Annotated in this window: 11 protein-coding genes, 1 tRNA gene and 1 pseudogene; 5 read left to right on the forward strand and 8 right to left on the reverse strand. The window is 66.4% G+C overall.

All coding sequences use genetic code 11. The annotated features are described in order from the left end of the window. Window positions 1-134 precede the first annotated feature (134 nt). Window positions 135-3,599: a chromosome segregation SMC family protein gene (locus F3H41_RS15640; protein ID WP_149739615.1), complete on the forward strand. Its 3,465-nt coding sequence runs from the start codon at window positions 135-137 to the stop codon at window positions 3,597-3,599. A gap of 260 nt (window positions 3,600-3,859) precedes the next feature. Here the strand turns inward: F3H41_RS15640 and F3H41_RS15645 are convergent, their stop codons facing one another. Continuing rightward, window positions 3,860-5,173 carry a hypothetical protein gene (locus F3H41_RS15645; RefSeq protein WP_188129490.1) on the reverse strand — a complete coding sequence of 438 codons (1,314 nt, stop codon included), beginning with the start codon at window positions 5,171-5,173 and terminating at the stop codon, window positions 3,860-3,862. Between the two features lie 268 nt (window positions 5,174-5,441). On the opposite strand from F3H41_RS15645, the gene F3H41_RS21315 reads away from it, so the two are divergent. Together F3H41_RS21315 and ppdK are read left to right on the forward strand one after the other, a co-directional pair. Continuing rightward, window positions 5,442-5,588: a hypothetical protein gene (locus F3H41_RS21315; RefSeq protein WP_188129481.1), complete on the forward strand. Its 147-nt coding sequence runs from the start codon at window positions 5,442-5,444 to the stop codon at window positions 5,586-5,588. 281 nt (window positions 5,589-5,869) lie between these two features. Then, window positions 5,870-8,542 carry a pyruvate, phosphate dikinase gene (ppdK, locus tag F3H41_RS15650; protein WP_149739617.1) on the forward strand — a complete coding sequence of 891 codons (2,673 nt, stop codon included), beginning with the start codon at window positions 5,870-5,872 and terminating at the stop codon, window positions 8,540-8,542. A gap of 232 nt (window positions 8,543-8,774) precedes the next feature. Here ppdK and F3H41_RS15655 read toward each other — a convergent pair whose 3' ends face one another. Next, on the reverse strand, window positions 8,775-9,206 hold the full coding sequence (locus F3H41_RS15655) for a hypothetical protein (RefSeq protein ID WP_244616222.1): 432 nt from the start codon (window positions 9,204-9,206) through the stop codon (window positions 8,775-8,777). A gap of 829 nt (window positions 9,207-10,035) precedes the next feature. Here F3H41_RS15655 and F3H41_RS15660 point away from each other — a divergent pair. Next, window positions 10,036-10,965: a DUF1499 domain-containing protein gene (locus F3H41_RS15660; RefSeq protein ID WP_149739618.1), complete on the forward strand. Its 930-nt coding sequence runs from the start codon at window positions 10,036-10,038 to the stop codon at window positions 10,963-10,965. Between the two features lie 10 nt (window positions 10,966-10,975). On the opposite strand, the gene F3H41_RS15665 is transcribed toward F3H41_RS15660, so the two are convergent. The 4 genes from F3H41_RS15665 to F3H41_RS15680 all read right to left on the reverse strand — a co-directional run bounded on the left by F3H41_RS15665 (window position 10,976) and on the right by F3H41_RS15680 (window position 14,165). Continuing rightward, window positions 10,976-11,878, reverse strand: a complete 903-nt coding sequence (locus F3H41_RS15665) for a LysR substrate-binding domain-containing protein (protein ID WP_149739619.1) — start codon at window positions 11,876-11,878, stop codon at window positions 10,976-10,978. A gap of 279 nt (window positions 11,879-12,157) precedes the next feature. Next, entirely contained in the window at window positions 12,158-13,087 is a 930-nt protein-coding gene (locus tag F3H41_RS15670) for an MBL fold metallo-hydrolase (protein ID WP_149739620.1), read from the reverse strand. Beyond that, window positions 13,084-13,380, reverse strand: a complete 297-nt coding sequence (locus F3H41_RS21580; protein ID WP_149739621.1) for a cupin domain-containing protein — start codon at window positions 13,378-13,380, stop codon at window positions 13,084-13,086. Before F3H41_RS21580 ends, F3H41_RS15670 begins: the two co-directional genes overlap by 4 nt. 224 nt (window positions 13,381-13,604) lie before the next feature. Further along, a complete protein-coding gene (locus F3H41_RS15680; protein WP_149739622.1) occupies window positions 13,605-14,165 on the reverse strand; it encodes a type 1 glutamine amidotransferase domain-containing protein in 561 nt (186 codons plus the stop codon). A 315-nt stretch (window positions 14,166-14,480) separates the two neighbouring features. Here F3H41_RS15680 and F3H41_RS15685 point away from each other — a divergent pair. Continuing rightward, a tRNA-Gln gene (locus F3H41_RS15685) sits at window positions 14,481-14,555 on the forward strand. Between the two features lie 238 nt (window positions 14,556-14,793). On the opposite strand, the gene F3H41_RS15690 is transcribed toward F3H41_RS15685, so the two are convergent. Together F3H41_RS15690 and F3H41_RS15695 are read right to left on the reverse strand one after the other, a co-directional pair. Beyond that, on the reverse strand, window positions 14,794-15,450 hold the full coding sequence (locus F3H41_RS15690) for a plasmid pRiA4b ORF-3 family protein (protein WP_244616223.1): 657 nt from the start codon (window positions 15,448-15,450) through the stop codon (window positions 14,794-14,796). Further along, a pseudogene (locus tag F3H41_RS15695) lies at window positions 15,405-17,006 on the reverse strand (IS66 family transposase). Before F3H41_RS15695 ends, F3H41_RS15690 begins: the two are co-directional and overlap by 46 nt. Window positions 17,007-17,009: the final 3 nt, after the last annotated feature.

Consider the following 17,009-nt stretch of genomic DNA (forward strand, 5'->3'; position numbering starts at 1 on the left):
TCGCCGCATGGATGCTCGGGGCAAGCCCGAGCATGACGGCGGAGGAGGATGGCGCGTCGCAATGCGCTGGCGCGCCACCGCCACCGCCGCGCGCCCCTTTTGCCTTCCACCGCAAGGCTTGCTAGGTGTTGCCCATGAAGTTCACCAAGCTACGCCTCCTCGGCTTCAAATCCTTCGTCGAGCCCGCCGAATTCGTCATCGAGCGGGGCCTGACGGGCGTGGTCGGGCCGAATGGCTGCGGCAAGTCGAACCTCGTCGAGGCGCTGCGCTGGGTGATGGGGGAAAACTCCTACAAGAACATGCGCGCCTCGGGCATGGACGACGTGATCTTCTCCGGCTCCGGCAATCGCCCGGCCCGCAACACGGCCGAAGTCGGCCTCTTCCTCGACAATGCCGACCGCACCGCGCCTGCCGCCTTCAACGATGCCGACGAGATCCAGGTAACGCGCCGCATCGAGCGCGAGCAGGGCTCGGTCTACCGCATCAACGGCAAGGAAGCCCGCGCCAAAGATGTGCAACTGCTCTTTGCCGATGCCTCCACCGGCGCCCGCTCGCCCTCCATGGTGGGGCAGGGGCGCATCGGCGAGCTGATCGCCGCAAAGCCCCAGGCGCGCCGGCAACTGCTGGAAGAAGCCGCCGGCATTTCCGGCCTGCATTCGCGCCGCCACGAGGCGGAGCTGCGCCTGCGCGGTGCCGAGACCAACCTTGAGCGTCTCGAGGACGTCACGAGCCAGCTCGAAAGCCAGATCGAGAGCCTGAAGCGCCAGTCGCGGCAGGCCAATCGCTTCAAGGCGCTCTCGGCCGATATCCGCCGCAACGAGGCGATCCTGCTGCACATTCGCTGGATGCAGGCCAAGGAGGCCGAAGCCGAGGCCGACAGCCAGCTGAACCAGATCACGTCGCTGACCGCCGAGAAGGCGCAGGCCCAGATGAATGCGGCCAAGCACCAGGCGGTCGTGGCGCTGCGCCTGCCGGAGCTGCGCGAGGAAGAGGCGAAAGCCGCCGCCGCCCTGCAACGTCTGCAGATCGCCGGGCGGCAGCTGGAGGAGGATGCCGGCCGCATCCTCAAGCGCCGCGACGAGTTGCAGCGCCGGCTGGCCCAGCTTGCCGAAGACATCCGCCGCGAAGAGCGTCTGGCCGCCGACAATGCCGGCAGCCTGGAGCGTCTCGACCGGGAGGAGGCCGAACTGGCCGATTTCCTCGCCGATGCCGGGGATGCGGCCATCGAGGCGCAGGAGCGGCTGGGCGAAGCCAGCGAGAAGCTCGCCGAAAGCGAACGGCGCCTGGCGCTTGCCACCGCCGAGCGCGCCGAGGCGCAGGCGCTGCGCAATCAGGTGGAACGGCGCATGCGCGACCTTTCCGATCGCCGCGCCCGGCTCGATCGCCAGCTTTCCACCGAGCGCTCGGATCTCGAGGCCCTCGACGAAAAGCTCGCCGTCATGCCCGATCCCGAGGAGCGCCGCGAGGCGGTGGAGGCGGCTGAAGGCGCCATCGAGACCGCCGAGGAAACGCTTGGTGCCATCGAGGATGCGCTGTCCGCTGCCCGTGCCGATGAAGCGGCCGCCCGTCCGCCGGTGGACCGGGCCCGCGCCGAGGCCAATGCGCTGGAGACCGAAGCCCGCACCATCCGCCGCATGCTGGAGGCCGTCGCCGGTGCGGGGGCTGCAACGCCCGTCGTCGACGCGATCGTTGTTGACCGCGGCTTCGAAACCGCACTCGGCGCTGCCCTGGGAGATGGCCTCGAAGCGCCGCTAGATGAGGCCGCCCCCGCCCACTGGCGCATGCCGGGCGATGGCGCGGACGATCCGGCCCTGCCGGAGGGTGTCACCCCGCTCGCCACCCATGTGCGCGGCCCGGCCGAGCTTTCCCGGGTGCTGGCCCAGATCGGCCTTGTCGCCGACGAAGCGGAAGCCGCGCGGCTGCAGCGCTCCCTGTCTGCCGGTCAGGTGCTCGTCACCCGCGACGGCGCCGTCTTCCGCTGGGATGGACACGTGGCCGGCGCCGACGCGCCGAGTGCGGCCGCCCTCCGGCTCGGCCAGAAGAACCGGCTGAAGGAGCTGGAAGCCGAAATCGAAGAGGCGGGCGCCCGCGTCGAGACGGCGGAGGAGGCACTGGCCGCCGCCGGCGAACGTGTGCGCCGCGAGGACGAGCGCCTGCGCCTTGCCCGCGACGAGATGCGCCTTCTGCAACGCCGCGTCACGGAAGCCCGCGAGGCGCTCGCCGCCGCCGAGCGTGCCGCCGGTGACCTGATGCGCCGCCGCGCCGTCGCTGCCGAAGCCCTCTCGCGCACGCAGGCGCAGGCCGAGGAACTGGCGGAGGAGACCGAGGAGGCCGCCGCCGCGCTTGCCGATGCGCCTGATCTCACCGACCTCGACCTGCAACTGCGCGTGTTGACCGCCGAAGTTGCGACCGACCGCGCGGCGGTCGCAGAGGCGCGCGCCGCCTATGACGGTCTTGCCCGCGAAAACGAGGCGCGCCGCCGCCGCATCGCCGCCATCACCCTTGAGCGCGAGACCTGGAAAGTGCGCGCGGCGAGCGCCGCCGAGCAGGTGGAGACGCTGCGCGAGCGCGAGGCCGAGGCGCGCGAGGAGCTGGAAGAGTTGCTCGACGCCCCCGACGCCTTCGAGGACCAGCGCCGTGCCTTGATGGCGGAACTGTCGAAAGCCGAGGCCGTGCGTCGCGAGGCCGGCGACCGGCTGGCCGAGGCCGACACGCGGGTGCGCGAGGCCGACCGCCTTGCGACGCTTGCCCTTTCCGAACTTGCAGAGGTGCGCGAGCGGCGCGGCCGCGCCGAAGAGCGCCTGCTGTCCAGCCGCGAAAAGCGCATCGAGGCCGAGGCCCGCATTCGCGACACCGTGCAATGCGCCCCGCAGGAGATCATCCGCCTGACGGGGCTGACGCCCGAAGCGCCGCTGCCCGACCTCAGGAACATCGAGCGCGAGGTGGACCGTCTCAAGATGGAGCGCGAGCGCCTCGGCCCCGTCAACCTGCGTGCCGAGGAAGAACAGAAAGAGCTCTCGGACCGTCTGAGCGCGCTCAACACCGAGCGGGAAGACATTATCGAGGCGATCCGCAAGCTGCGCGCCGCCATCCAGAACCTCAACCGCGAGGGAAGGGAGCGGCTGCTGGCGGCCTTCGATGTCGTCAACGTGCAGTTCCAGCGCCTCTTCACCCACCTCTTCAATGGCGGCACGGCCGAGCTTCAGCTGATCGAGAGCGAGGATCCGCTCGAAGCCGGTCTCGAAATCCTGGCGCGCCCGCCGGGCAAGAAGCCGCAGACCATGACGCTGCTCTCCGGCGGCGAGCAGGCGCTGACCGCCATGGCGCTGATCTTCGCCGTCTTCCTCACCAATCCCGCGCCGATCTGCGTGCTGGACGAGGTGGATGCGCCGCTCGACGACCACAATGTGGAGCGCTATTGCAACCTGATGGACGAAATGGCGGCCTCCACCGAAACCCGCTTCGTCATCATCACCCACAACCCCATCACCATGGCCCGCATGAACCGCCTCTACGGCGTCACCATGGCCGAACAGGGCGTCAGCCAACTCGTCAGCGTCGACCTCCAGACGGCGGAGCGGCTGCGCGAGGCGGTGTGAGGGGTACAAGGCGGGTGCCCACGCGCAAAGCGCAGATGCTGCGCTTCAATCCTTGAGGTCGCCGATGCGTGTAGGATGTCACGGGCCAAGCCCGAGGACGACGTGGCGCGTGCGTTGGGTCCCGCCTTCTCCGTCGCGCTTCGGGCACACACCCAACCCGCCGTCATCCTCGGGCTTGACCCGAGGATCCATTCACAAGTGATATCAGTGCCTTATGGATGGTCGGGTCAAGCCCGACCATGACGGGGAGTGTGGCGCACTCACCTCGCCGCGTTGATCTGCTTTGCCACCACATCGTGGTTGAGCCAGAGAACGGGGCCGGAGGGGTTGGCGACTTCGCCGAAGATCAGGGCACCGGTGGCCTCGACCACGAGCGCGCTCAGGCGGTCGGAAATCAGCGCCTTGCCGTCCTTGTGCATCTGCGCGATGGCGTTGGAGGTCTCGATGGTGATGTCCGACTGGCCCTGGCTGTTCGGCATCGGCCAGTTGTTGAAGTCGTAGAAGGGCTTCATGACGTCGCTGACCTGGAAATCGGCGATCGCCTTCAAAACGTCGTCGATGCTGTGGCCCTCCGACAGAAGGCTCTCGCACTCCTGCCAGATCCGCTCGGCGCGCGCGCCGCCATTTTCCTTCTTCAGCGCCTTGAGAAGCGGCAGCAGGGGCAGCTCGATACCGGCAAAGACATCGGAGGAATTGGTGCGGATTTCCGGGCAGTTGAAGACGGTCGCCTTGATGCCGGCGGCAAAAGCCTCCTCGGCGATCGCCTCGAGCTTCATCTTCGCATAGCCCTGCGTATAGTTCGTATAGGTCTGCCAGCGATAGTCGTCGCCGATCAGGATGCCGGTGCCGTGATAGCCGTAGGCCGAATAGCGCACCTGTCCGCCGCTCTTTTCGATGCGCGCGCGAATGGCGGCGCTGCCCTCGATCAGGTGGCGGAAGCTGTTGGCCGAGACCTCGTCGAAATTCTGCAGGATCAGCTTGCCCATGTCGCTGTCGAGCAGCACCTGCGAGGACATGTGGCGGGCGCCGCGCCCCTTGTAGATTCGGTTGGCGATGACGAGGAAGACCTTGGCCTTCGGGATGCCGCCGGCCATCGTGTGGGCAAAATGCACGTTCTTGCCATCGGCGATCATGCCGTCGAGTTCGCGCATGATCTCGGCAACCGCGCCCTTGAAGCGCTCCACACCCACCGCGCGGCAGCGTTCGATCTGCGCCCAGTCGAGCTTGGCCGTCTCCCAGGTCTCCAGCGTCAGCGGCGCGAGCAGGTCGGTCGGCGTCGGCTCGCCGGCAGGTGCATCAAGGTCGAAACCGGCCATGGCCGGCACGTTGATGATCCGCCCGCCGAGATTGGCTTCGGCCTCGGCCAGCTCCTCGGGCGTCAGCGCGCGCAAGCGGTTGGCCTCGTCGCGCCGACCGACGGTGATGCCGATGATCTCCATGCCGGCCTTTTTCGCCTGGTCGAGGAGGCCCGTGACATAGCCACGCCCGAACAGTTCTCCGAAAAGCACAAACACGTCGCCCTTCCGGTAAAGGTTGTTGTGCGGGATCTCGGTCAGGGAAACAGGGCTGTTCACGGTCATGTTCGAATCCAGAATACGAGTGTCAGGCAAAGCCAGTACCGAAGAGTGGGCCGCAGCGCACCCTCTGCAATCACTTTCCAAGGTCATTTTGAGTGACGGTTCATCGCAATCCGTGATGGGAGCGGCTCCGACATCGGTGCAAACGCGCGGCTGCAAGAGGTGCGGCCGGATGGAACTTTTGCTGCGGTGCCGCATTCTAGAGCGCGCAATCCATCGCCTAAAGGCCTGGGTTTGCGTGAACAGAACCCGAAGGACCCATTTCATGAACAAGAATGCCCTCTACCTCATCATCGGCGCCCTCATCGTCGTCGTCGCCGGCTTCTCCTACTACGCCTACGAGCAGGAAAAGCAGCCGGACGGCGTCGAGATCAAGATCGGCGAAGGCGGCGTATCGGTTCAGGAGAACTGAGGGCGAGGGGCGCGCGGCAGCCTTCGACACCGCGACGTCCTTGTTTTTGCCATGTCAACGCCGCCGCGCCCGTGAAAAAGGCGCGGCGGTTTGCGTTTCTCCATTCACCCCACATTCATGCCGTCTCGCCTATGTCTGGTGCGGTCCGTGCTGCGCTGCAACGAAAACGTCAGGGAAATGACGCAATGCAGCAAGAAAGTGGCGAGCAAGGATTTTCTTCCGCGGGGGGATGCTGTAATTCTCGCCCCCGGGAGAAGTGCTTCCGGGTGGAGAGTGAAGCAATGGACAAGTGGGTTTACACCTTTGGCGCGGGAAAGGCCGAGGGAAACCAGCATGATGTGGCGCGGCTGGGAGGCAAGGGCGCCAATCTCGCGGAAATGTCGACGCTCGGCCTGCCGGTGCCGCCGGGGCTGACCATCATCACGGATGCCTGCGCCGCCTATTTCGCCGGCGGCCGAACCCTGTCGGACACCCTGAAAAGCCAGGTGCGCGACGGCTTGCGCGCCATGGAGGAGATCACCGGACGCCGGTTCGGCGATGAGCGCCGTCCGCTGCTTCTGTCGGTGCGCTCCGGCGCGCGCGCCTCCATGCCGGGCATGATGGACACGGTCCTCAATCTCGGCCTCAACGACCTCTCGGTGCAGGGCCTTGGCCATGATGCCGGCGACGACCGCTTTGCCTGGGACAGCTATCGCCGATTCATCCAGATGTATGCCGATGTCGTCATGGGCCTTGATCACGAGGTCTTCGAAGAACTGCTGGAAGACGAGAAGGGCCGCCTCGGTCTCGAACACGACACGGAGCTTTCGGCCGGCGAGTGGCAGAACCTCGTGGAGCGCTACAAGACGACCATCGAGGAGGAACTCGGCGTTCCCTTCCCGCAGGACCCCGAAACGCAGCTGTGGGGCGCCATCGGCGCCGTCTTTGCCAGCTGGACCAATGCCCGCGCCGTCACCTATCGCCAGTTGCACGGCATTCCCGCCGACTGGGGCACGGCGGTCAACGTGCAGGCCATGGTCTTCGGCAATCTCGGCAATTCCTCGGCCACCGGCGTTGCCTTCACCCGAAATCCCTCGACCGGCGCCCATGAGCTTTACGGCGAGTTCCTCGTCAACGCGCAGGGCGAGGATGTCGTGGCCGGTATCCGCACCCCGCAGGACATCACCGAAGCCGCGCGCATCGCGTCGGGTTCCGACCGCCCCTCGCTCGAAAAGCTGATGCCGGAGGCCTTTGCCGAATTCCGCGACATTTGCGATCGGCTGGAGCGGCACTACCGCGACATGCAGGACATGGAATTCACCATCGAGCGCGGCAAGCTGTGGATGCTGCAGACGAGGTCCGGCAAGCGCACCGCCCGCGCCGCCCTGCGCATCGCCGTCGACATGGCCGAAAGCGGCCTGATCAGCTGCGAGGAAGCGGTCACCCGCATCGATCCCGCTTCGCTCGACCAACTGCTGCACCCGACCATCGATCCGCGCGCGCGGCGCGACATCATCGGCTCCGGCCTGCCGGCCTCGCCCGGCGCCGCCACCGGCGAGATCGTCTTCACCTCGGACGAGGCCGTGGCCGCCGAGAAGGAAGGGCGCAAGATCATTCTCGTGCGCGTCGAAACGAGCCCGGAAGATATTCACGGCATGCATGCCGCCGAAGGAATCCTCACCTCGCGCGGCGGCATGACGAGCCACGCCGCCGTCGTGGCGCGCGGCATGGGCATCCCCTGCGTGTCCGGCGCCGGCAATCTGCGTGTCGACCTGCGCAATGAAAAGCTGATCGGCGCCGGCGTCGTCCTGTCGAAGGGCGACGTCATCACCATCGACGGCTCATCCGGCCAGGTGCTGAAGGGCGAAATCCCCATGCTGCAGCCGGAGCTTTCGGGCGATTTCGGCAAGATCATGGAATGGGCCGATGCCAACCGCCGCATGACGGTGCGCACCAATTGCGAGACGCCGAACGATGCGCGCGCCGCCCGCTCCTTCGGCGCCGAGGGCATTGGCCTGTGCCGCACCGAACACATGTTCTTCGAGGGCGACCGCATCAACGTCATGCGCGAGATGATCCTCGCCGCCGACGAAACGGGCCGCCGCGCCGCGCTCGACAAGCTCCTGCCCATGCAGCGTTCGGATTTCCTCGAACTCTTCACCATCATGCACGGCCTGCCGGTGACGATCCGCCTGCTCGACCCGCCGCTGCACGAATTCCTGCCGAAGACGGATGCTGAAATCGAGGATGTCTCGGCCCGGCTCGGCCTGTCGGCCGGCGACCTGCGCCAGCGGGTCGATGCGCTGCACGAGTTCAACCCCATGCTCGGCCATCGCGGCTGCCGCCTCGCCATCTCCCATCCGGAGATCGTGGAGATGCAGGCCCGTGCCATCTTCGAGGCCGCCGTGGAGGCCGCCCGCGAGACGGGCGCGGCCGTGGTGCCGGAGATCATGGTGCCGCTCGTCGGCCTGCGCGCCGAGCTGGACTACGTCAAGTCGCGCATCGCCGACGTGGCCGAAAAGGTCATCGGCGAAAGCGGCATCGCCATCGACTACCTCGTGGGAACGATGATCGAGCTGCCGCGTGCGGCGCTTCGTGCCCATTCCATCGCCGAAGTCGCCGATTTCTTCTCCTTCGGCACCAACGATCTGACGCAGACCGTCTTCGGCATCTCGCGCGATGATGCGCCGCAATTCCTCGCGACCTACATCGCCAAGGGCATCATCAAGAATGATCCCTTCGTCTCTATCGATTTCGATGGCGTCGGCGAAATGATCCGCATCGCCGCCGAGCGCGGCCGGCGCACCAAGTCCGGCCTCAAGCTCGGCATCTGCGGCGAACATGGCGGTGATCCGACCTCCATCCGCTTCTGCGAGGAGACGGGTCTCGATTACGTCTCCTGCTCCCCCTTCCGCGTCCCGATCGCCCGCCTCGCCGCCGCACAGGCCGCCATCAACGGCCGACCGAAGGGGTAGGGGGAGGCCACGGAGGCACTCGCGCGCGTTGGTGGGTTTCAGGCGCCTCAGCGCCCGTCATGGCGCACTCGATCCGGCATCCAGGCAGCCCAAGTCGTTGGGTTGAGAGATTTTTTCGACACGCAGACGCGCGCAGGCTGGATCCCGGATCGAGGCCGGTATGACGGCAAGAATCAGCAAGGTCACGATCGATGCGCCGCCCGCCCCCGGAGAGCCGTCGCGGCGCCCGGCCTCAGATTTGTCCGATCACATCCAGAAACGCATCCGCGAACCGGGCGAGCCCCGCCGTCTCGGGGCCGGGCGAGAGGGTGCGGATGGTGAGACCGTCCTCTTCGAGGCAGACGAACAATGTTTCCGCCTCGCCGCCGACCCTGACCACCGCGATGCGCATGCAGCCGGCAATGAGGCCGGAGGCGGGCAGGTCGAACAGGAACGCACCGCCGATCGGCAGCGCCCGGCGCACATGTGCGACAAAGGCCTCTGCCCCGCCACCGCTGAACCCGTCCAGCGCCAGTTCGAAGGCGATCAGATCCATCTTCAGCTGCGGCTCGGCTGCAACCGGCATGCGCACGGCCGCCTGCGGGGAGGGGCTTTTCGCAACGGCGCCGGAGGCGGCTGGGTTGGCGGCGGTATTGGCGGGGGATGCCTGAGGGGTAGCCAGCATGTCTTGCTCCATGTTGACGGCCAAACGCTGCGACCGCCCCAGCGGTTCCGCCCGTTCGGCTTGATTGTTCCCCCGATGGAGCAAAGCTCGTTAACGAGCATGGCGTTTTTACGGCGGAGGCTATGTCCGCAAGGGGAGGGCTGTGTGGCAAGGCGCGCTGCCCCCTCATCCGCCCTTTCGGGCACCTTGTCCCCGAGGGGAGAAGGGTTTCTGGCGATGCGCCCGCCAGACCCGCTCTTCTCCCCTCGGGGAGAAGATGCCGGCAGGCAGATGAGGGGGCGGGTGTCTGGTTCGGCGCGATGATCTCGCCTACAATTCCCCTCTCGCCGCCTCGATCGCGCTGCCCCCTCATCCGCCCTTTCGGGCACCTTCTCCCCAAGGGGAGAAGGGTTTCTGGCGATGCGCCCGCCAGACCCGCTCTTCTCCCCTCGGGGAGAAGATGCCGGCAGGCAGATGAGGGGGCGGGTGTCTGGTTCGGCGCGATGATCTCGCCTACAATTCCCCTCTCGCCGCCTCGATCGCGCTGCCCCCTCATCCGCCCTTTCGGGCACCTTCTCCCCGAGGGGAGAAGGGTTTCTGGCGATGCGCCCGCCAGACCCGCTCTTCTCCCCGCGGGGAGAAGATGCCGGCAGGCAGATGAGGGGGCTTGCTTGCCGCTGCCGTCACCATTCCCCGCCAACTTCCACGCGGCCGAGCCCCACGCCCCCACAAACCGCGAAGCCTAACCCCTTGAATTTCCCCGTTGCCCTCCGGCCGAAACCCGTTTCCGTTTCCGGCTCGATAGGCTAGGCTGGCCAAAACGGCAGGCAGGGAGTGAACCGGACCCGCGATGATGATCCGCTACGAGCGCCCCGTCTCGCGCGCCGCCGCGCTCGCCTTGCGTCTTGCGCAACTGGCCGCGGTGCTGTTCCTCATGTCCCTGGCCGCCCACCGCTTCGGGCCGCTGGCCACGCCGCAATTCGTAGCGCTGGCGCTTCTGTCCGGCCTGTTTGCGCTGGTCGCCGTCGCGCTTGCCCTTGCCGGCCTCGTCAATCTCTGGCGCATAGCGGCGGTCGGGGGGCTCGCGGCCATGGGGGCGCTGGTCTTTGCTGCCCTGCCGCTCGGCGCGCTCGGCTATGGGCTCTCGCTCTATTTCACCCGCCCGGCGCTCCACGATGTCACCAGCGACACGCTGGATCCGCCCCTCTTCATCTCGGCGCCCGTCGCCGACCAGCTGTGGCTGAACCGCCCAGCCACCGTGAGCGCGCTCGACCGCGAGGCGCAGATCGTCGCCTATCCGGCCCTCACCGGACGACGCTATGACGGCGCGCTCGACCGGGTTCTGGAGGGCGTGAAGACCGTGGCGGCGGCCGAAAACCTGACGATCACTGCCGATCGCGGCCTGGAGGCGCTGGAGCCGGACACCCCGCCGGTCGAAGAGCGCCGTGATGCGCCAGCCAATGCCGAAGCGGGTGACGCTGTCCCGGATGATGTGCCGGTGCCGCTGGCCCGCCCCGAGCCGGCCGCGCCGGTCGATCTCGCCGCCGTGGCGCTGGCCGGACGGCCGGGCGATATCCTCTTGCAGGGGACCTGGAAGACGCCGATCGCCGGTTTTGGCTTCGATGTTGCCATCCGCCTGCGCGAGGAGGCGGAGACGACCTCCGTCGATATCCGCGTCGTCTCGCGCTATGGCAGCCACGATCTTGGCCTGGGTGCCGCCTATGCCGAGCACTTTCTGCGCGCGCTGGATGCGGAACTGCTGGGCATTGCCGGCAGTTGACACGGCCAGTTCACGTGACGGGTGAAAACCGCTGCATGATCCACGCCGCAAACGCCTCGGCCGCCGGCGAAAGCTGCGCAAAACGGCGCGCCATCAGAAAATAGCGCCCGCCCGGCACGCTCGTTGCAAAGGGGCTGGCAACCTTGCCCTGCGCAATCGCATCGGCGGCCAGCAGCCGGTCGGCCAGCGCCACGCCCTGTCCGAGCCCGGCCGCCTGCAGCGCCAGCGACGTATCGGCATAGACCGTGCCGCGATCCAGCGGGGTGGAGAATGCCTCGCCCGCGCCGCCATCCCCGGCCGCTGCAAACCAGCGCGCCCAGTCGGTGCGGTTGTCGGCATGCAGCAGCGTCTGGCGGGCAAGATGGGCGGGCGTCAGGCCGTCCGTGGCAAGGCCGACGGGCACCAGCGGCGTCAGTGCCTCGCCGTGCAGCAGCCGTGCCTCGGCGCCCGGCCACGCATCGCGGCTTTCGCTGAAGCGCACCGCAAGCTCCGGCTCGCCGCGCCGGAAGGTCACCAGCCGCGGATCGGCATCGATGGTCACCTCGATGATGGGATGGCGTGCGCAGAAATCGGCAAGCTGCGGCACCAGCCAGCAGGCCGCAAAGGTGGGGTCGCTGCTGACCGAGAGCGCCACCGGCCCCTGTGCTGCCGCCAGCGCCTCCAGCGCCGCATCCATCGCGTCGAAGGAGGGGCCGACCACCGCCATCAGCCGCTCGCCGGCCTCGGTCAGCGCAATCGAGCGGTGCCCGCGGGAAAACAGCGGCTGGCCCACCAGCATCTCCAGCTCGCGCACCTGCCGGCTGATCGCCGCCTGCGAAACGAAAAGATCCTGCGCCGCCAGCGTGAAGGACAGCCGCCGCGCCGCCGCCTCGAAACTTCTGAGTGCCGTCAGCGGCAGCCGTCCGCGCTTCATGGATCGCATAACCTCATGTCATGGGAGGCCGACGATAAGCTCGTTTGTGGGCAGAGCGCAAGCCGTGTCAGATGCAGCCATCAAGACGCTGCCGAAACCGAAAAGCACATCGGACATCCGGCGCCCGAGCCCCACGGAGAGACCCATGTTCCCCTTCGCGAACGTCCTCATGGACGTCGTTCGCCTGCTGACCTTTGCGCCGCGCCCGCCGGCGCGTGTTCCAGACCCCCTCCGCAAAATCCCTGGGGACTGCCGGTGCGCCGGAGAGCGGCGGGCCGATCAGGAGATGGCATACCGGCCGGAGAGCGCCGGCGGCCCGTCGCTCACCACAGCGCCGCGCGCCACGAGGTCTTCGAGATGCGCCAGCACCGAGAGCGCCGCCGCCCCGTGCAATCGTGGATCGGTGGAGGCATAGATGACCTTGACCATGGCAGGGATGGTCTCGTCGCCCGCCTTCACGCGCTCCAGCACGGCCCGTTCGCGCATGCGCCGATGCGCTTTCAGCCCGCGCAGGAAGGGGGCGGGGTTCGTCACCGGTCCGCCATGGCCGGGCAAAAACAGCCGGTCGTCCCGCGCCAGCATGACATCGAGCGAAGCCATGTAGTCGGCCATGGCGCCATCCGGCGGCGCGACGATCGTCGTTGCCCATGCCATGACGTGATCGGCGGAGAAGACGATGCCGGTCTCGTCCCCCGCCGCCGTCTGAAGCGCGAAGGAGAGGTGGTTCGCCGTATGGCCGGGCGTCGCAATGGCCGAAAGCGCCCAGCCGTCACCCTCGATCCGTTCCCCGTCGGCGAGCGCCAGATCGGGTACGAAATCCATGTCCGAGCTTTCGGCAAAGGGGTTGATCTCGCCCGCAAACAGCGGCCGCGCCGGCCGGTGCGGCCCCTCTGCCACGATCAGACCGCCCTTTGCCGCCTGCAGCCGGCGCGCCAGCGGCGCATGGTCGCGATGCGTGTGGGAAACGGCGATATGCGTGACCGTGCGCCCGGCAAGCGCCGCGAGCAGCGCCTGAAAATGCGCCTCGTCCTCCGGGCCGGGATCGATCACCGCGACGGAGCGGTCGCCGACGATGTAGCTGTTGGTGCCATGAAAGGTGAAGGGGCTGGCATTGCCCGCCGTCAACCGCTGCACGCCGGGCGCGACGGAAATCGCCGTGCCATGGCGCGGCTCGAAGGCAAGGTCGAAATCCGGGCTTTCGCTGCTCACTTGTACTCGATCTCGATGAAGCTCATCGGCGTATCGCCGCGATTGACCACATTGTGCGCCACGCCCGCCTCGCGCCGGTAGACAGCGCCGGCCTTCACGTCGACCGTGCGCGCCCCGTCCTCTTCCTCGATCAGGAACTGACAATCGGTCATCGGCACCACCACATAGCCCATGCCATGCACGTGATGGCCCGTATCGGCGCCGGGCACAAAATCCCAGCGGGTAACGCGCACCACGGCATCATCGATAAGCACGGTCGGCTCGGCCGGCGGGCGGGCCTTAAAACGGGACATGCGGGACCTCCTGTCATATCACTTTCCGACATATCCCGCGCGGGGACCGGGTCGTAAAGCGAAATCATCGGAACATCGGCCCGGATGGCAACACCCCGGCCCCCACCCCCCTTGTGCGGCCTGCCGTTCAAGGTCGCGCCCGCAACGCAGGAAAGCCGCCCCCTGCAAAGACGGGGCGGCTTTCTTTAAAGGGATCGCAAAGGCTTAAAAGGGATCGCGAAGGCTTACGCGGCCTTGCGATCGTGGCGGCCTTCCTCGACCTCTTCGACGATCTTCGCCACGAAGGCATCGAGATCCTCCGGCGAACGCGAGGTGATGATGCCCTTGTCGGTCACGACTTCCTTGTCGTGCCATTCGGCGCCGGCATTTTTGAGGTCGGTCTTGATCGAGGCGAAGGACGTGGCCTTGCGCCCCTTCAGGGCATCGGCCTCCACCAGCAGCCAGGGGCCGTGGCAGATCGCGGCAACGACCTTGCCGGCCGAAAGGAAGTTGCGCACAACGGCGACGGCGGCCTCTTCCTTGCGCAGGATATCGGGATTGATCTGGCCGCCCGGGATGACCAGCGCGTCATAGTCGGCCACGTTCACCTCGCCGACGGTGAGGTCCACATCGACCGTGTCGCCCCAGTTCTTGTCGTCCCAGCTCTTGATCGGCTCCATCTTCAGCGAAGCGATCGACACCTTGGCGCCCTTGCCCTTCAGCTGGTCGAGCGGCACGCGCAGCTCGGAGCGCTCATAGCCATCCGTGGCGAGAATGAGAATGCGTGCGGAAGAAATCGAGGTCATCGGTCAGTCCTTTTGAGTGGAGGGGGAAAGCAAATGTGCGTCAGGGTTCGCGGAAAGAACCCCCGACCGCCCCCGATTGTTCCACCCCATCTGACCCGCCCCCGCCACGCCGTCGCGCTTGCCACCGGCCTGCCGCACCCCCCGCCGCAGCCCGAGCGCATTCCCACCGCATCCCCACCGCACCCTTGCCACCGCCGCACCGCATCTTGGCCGCCGCTCACCCGACATCGATTTTTCCCGAGATTCCCCACGAAAACCGATTGCCGCCCCCCGCCACCTTTGCTAATCACCACCCCGCCGGTCCCACCGGCCCTTTGGGGCGTCGCCAAGCGGTAAGGCAGCGGTTTTTGGTACCGCCATTCCCAGGTTCGAATCCTGGCGCCCCAGCCATTTCCTATAAATCGTTGTATTTCAATGGCTTGCGATGGATGCGGTCAGCGCTGCCGGAACAGTTTTTCGGTGCAGCTTTCCGGGTCTTTTGGGTTTGTCGCATCCTTCATCTCCTGTCAGATGTTTAGCGCGGCCATCTGGTCCCAGGCGCTAAAAGGCTTCGCTTCGCGCTGGAGCGCGCTGAACGCGTCCAAACTCGTAAGCATCCGGCGTGGACCGCGGATGGGCTGGTTTTCCGTCAGTGGCGGCTGTTCCGGCTCTTTGCGAAGCCAGCTTTTCCAAGGGTTCGACGTCGCGCAAGTTTGGCGATCCGATCATTGATCGTGTCGACGCCAATATCGTCCGGCTCGAAGCGACCGCCATACCATTCCACGACTTCGCGGTGTTGCGCATGTCGAGGCTTTGTCATGACGTTGAGGAAGTCCTCGAAGCCGGGCAAGCCGCCAACATCTTCCGGCGGCGCGCGCCGGTCGCCGTCGACGAAGTGCAGATATTCGATTGCTGGGTCGGCGTCCATGACGGCCTCGACAGTGATCGAATGCCGCCAGTCGTCGCCGAAGTCATAGGTATAGTTGAAGGTGGTTATGCCGGGATCCACCAGAGCGCCGATCCTGACGTTGCGAGCGGCATAGGTCTCGCGACCCATGTCCCATTCGGGATCAGGAACGGCATAACGTTTGCCGCCGGCATCGAACTCGAAGAGGTGATAATCCTCAAACAGCATGACGGCCTGGATGACGTCGTGCAGCCCCTTCAGGCTGGTAGTGATCGGGACCTCGACCCTGCGCCATATGGCTGGCTCGATATGATCGAGTTTGATGTGCAGCCGGGCGATGCGTTCGCTGGAGGTCATGATGCCAATGCCATGGGTGCCTGTGCCGGCGTCCAGTTCCACGGCAGCAATTGCTCCAGCCTGCTGATCGGCGTGTCGGCAATGTTGGCGAGAACGTCGGCAAGCCAGGCCTGTGGATCGATGTCATTGAGCTTGGCGCTCATAATCAGCGTAGCCATGAAGGCGGCACGCTCAGCGCCACGATACGAACTGGCAAACAGCCATGACTTCCTGCCGAGCGCAAACCCTCTGAGCGCGCGTTCGGCGGCGTTGTTCGTCAGGCAAATCCGGCCATCGTCGAGAAAGGATGTGAAGCCATCCCAGCGCTTGAGCATGTAGTCGATTGCCTTGGCGACGGGAGAACTGCGCGATAGCTTTGCCCGCTCGGTTTTGAGCCAATCATGCAGCTCTTCGGCGAGTGGTTGACTATCTTTGCGGCGGTGGGCCAGGCGCTGCTCGGCGGCAAGACCGTTGATCTCCCGTTCGATGTCGAACAGGGTGTCGATCCGTTGGACGGCCTCCAGCGCCATCGGCGAGATCGGCGCAGCCTTGCTGCCACGTTTGGCGTTCGTGGCAATATCAGCCAGCACGAAGAACTTGCGGCGTGCATGTGCCCAGCACAGCGCCTGCGTCAGAGGCGCGGGATCGCGGTCTATCTTGAACAGCGGGTTATAGCCGCCATAGGCATCCGCCCGCAAAATGCCGGTGAAGGTCTTCAGGTGGCGCTCGGGATGCTCCTGCCGCCGGTCCCGCGAGGCATAGTAGAGGGCGGCGGGCGGTGCCAATTTTTGCTTATCCAGTCCGCCGAACGGCCGATCGTCCCGAACGTAAGTCCAGATGCGACCGGTATCGGTCTTTCCCTTTGCCAGGATCGGCACGGTCGTGTCGTCGCCATGCAGCCGCTCGGCCGCCAGGACATGGGCCTCGATCAACGAATGGATTGGCTTGAGGGCCGCGGCACACGCGCCGACCTGATCGGCAAGCGTCGACAGGCTGAGGTCGATCCCCTCTCGGGCATAGCGCTCGCTCTGACGATTGAGCGGCTGATGCTGGGCGAACTTCTCGAACAGGATCATCGCCAGAAGGTTCGGGCCGGCAAAGCCGCGGGGTGTCACATGGAAGGGTGCTGGCGGCTAGGTGATCTTCTCGCATTCGCGGCAGGAGAACTTCTCCCGCACGGTCTGAATGACCTTCCACTGACGCGGGATGACCTCCAGGGTCTCGGTGACATCTTCGCCGAGCTTCGACAGCTTTGCCGAGCCGCAGCAGGGGCAACTGGCTGGGGCGGCGATAACAACACGTTCGCGCGGCAGATGTTCAGGAAAGGGCTTGCGTGACGGACGCCTGCGCTCGAAGGCCCTGACTGTCGAGGCACTGGCTGCGATCTCTGCGGCCAGTTCATCTTCGCCGGCATCAGCCTCCAGCTCCTCAAGCTGCAGTTCCATCTGCGCGAGAAGCCGCGCCTTGCGCTCCGAGCGACTGCCGTAAAGCTCGCGGCGAACCTTCTCGATCTCCAACTTCAACCGCGCGATCAGCGCCTCGGAATGCGACACGAGCGCCTTCGCGCTGGCAGCTTCTGCTTCGGCAGCAACACGCCGCGCGCGCTCTTGGGCAAGCAGTGC

Source organism: Rhizobium sp. RU20A (assembly GCF_900155885.1).
Lineage (GTDB): Bacteria > Pseudomonadota > Alphaproteobacteria > Rhizobiales > Rhizobiaceae > RU20A.

What these genes read in the sequence shown, in the direction of transcription:
- F3H41_RS15640 (WP_149739615.1), top strand. Translation starts at nt 135, where the DNA reads ATGAAGTTCACCAAGCTACGCCTCCTCGGCTTCAAATCCTTCGTCGAG.
- F3H41_RS21315 (WP_188129481.1), top strand. Translation starts at nt 5,442, where the DNA reads ATGAACAAGAATGCCCTCTACCTCATCATCGGCGCCCTCATCGTCGTC.
- ppdK (WP_149739617.1), top strand. Translation starts at nt 5,870, where the DNA reads ATGGACAAGTGGGTTTACACCTTTGGCGCGGGAAAGGCCGAGGGAAAC.
- F3H41_RS15655 (WP_244616222.1), bottom strand. Translation starts at nt 9,206, where the DNA reads ATGCTGGCTACCCCTCAGGCATCCCCCGCCAATACCGCCGCCAACCCA.
- F3H41_RS15660 (WP_149739618.1), top strand. Translation starts at nt 10,036, where the DNA reads ATGATGATCCGCTACGAGCGCCCCGTCTCGCGCGCCGCCGCGCTCGCC.
- F3H41_RS15665 (WP_149739619.1), bottom strand. Translation starts at nt 11,878, where the DNA reads ATGAAGCGCGGACGGCTGCCGCTGACGGCACTCAGAAGTTTCGAGGCG.
- F3H41_RS21580 (WP_149739621.1), bottom strand. Translation starts at nt 13,380, where the DNA reads ATGTCCCGTTTTAAGGCCCGCCCGCCGGCCGAGCCGACCGTGCTTATC.
- F3H41_RS15680 (WP_149739622.1), bottom strand. Translation starts at nt 14,165, where the DNA reads ATGACCTCGATTTCTTCCGCACGCATTCTCATTCTCGCCACGGATGGC.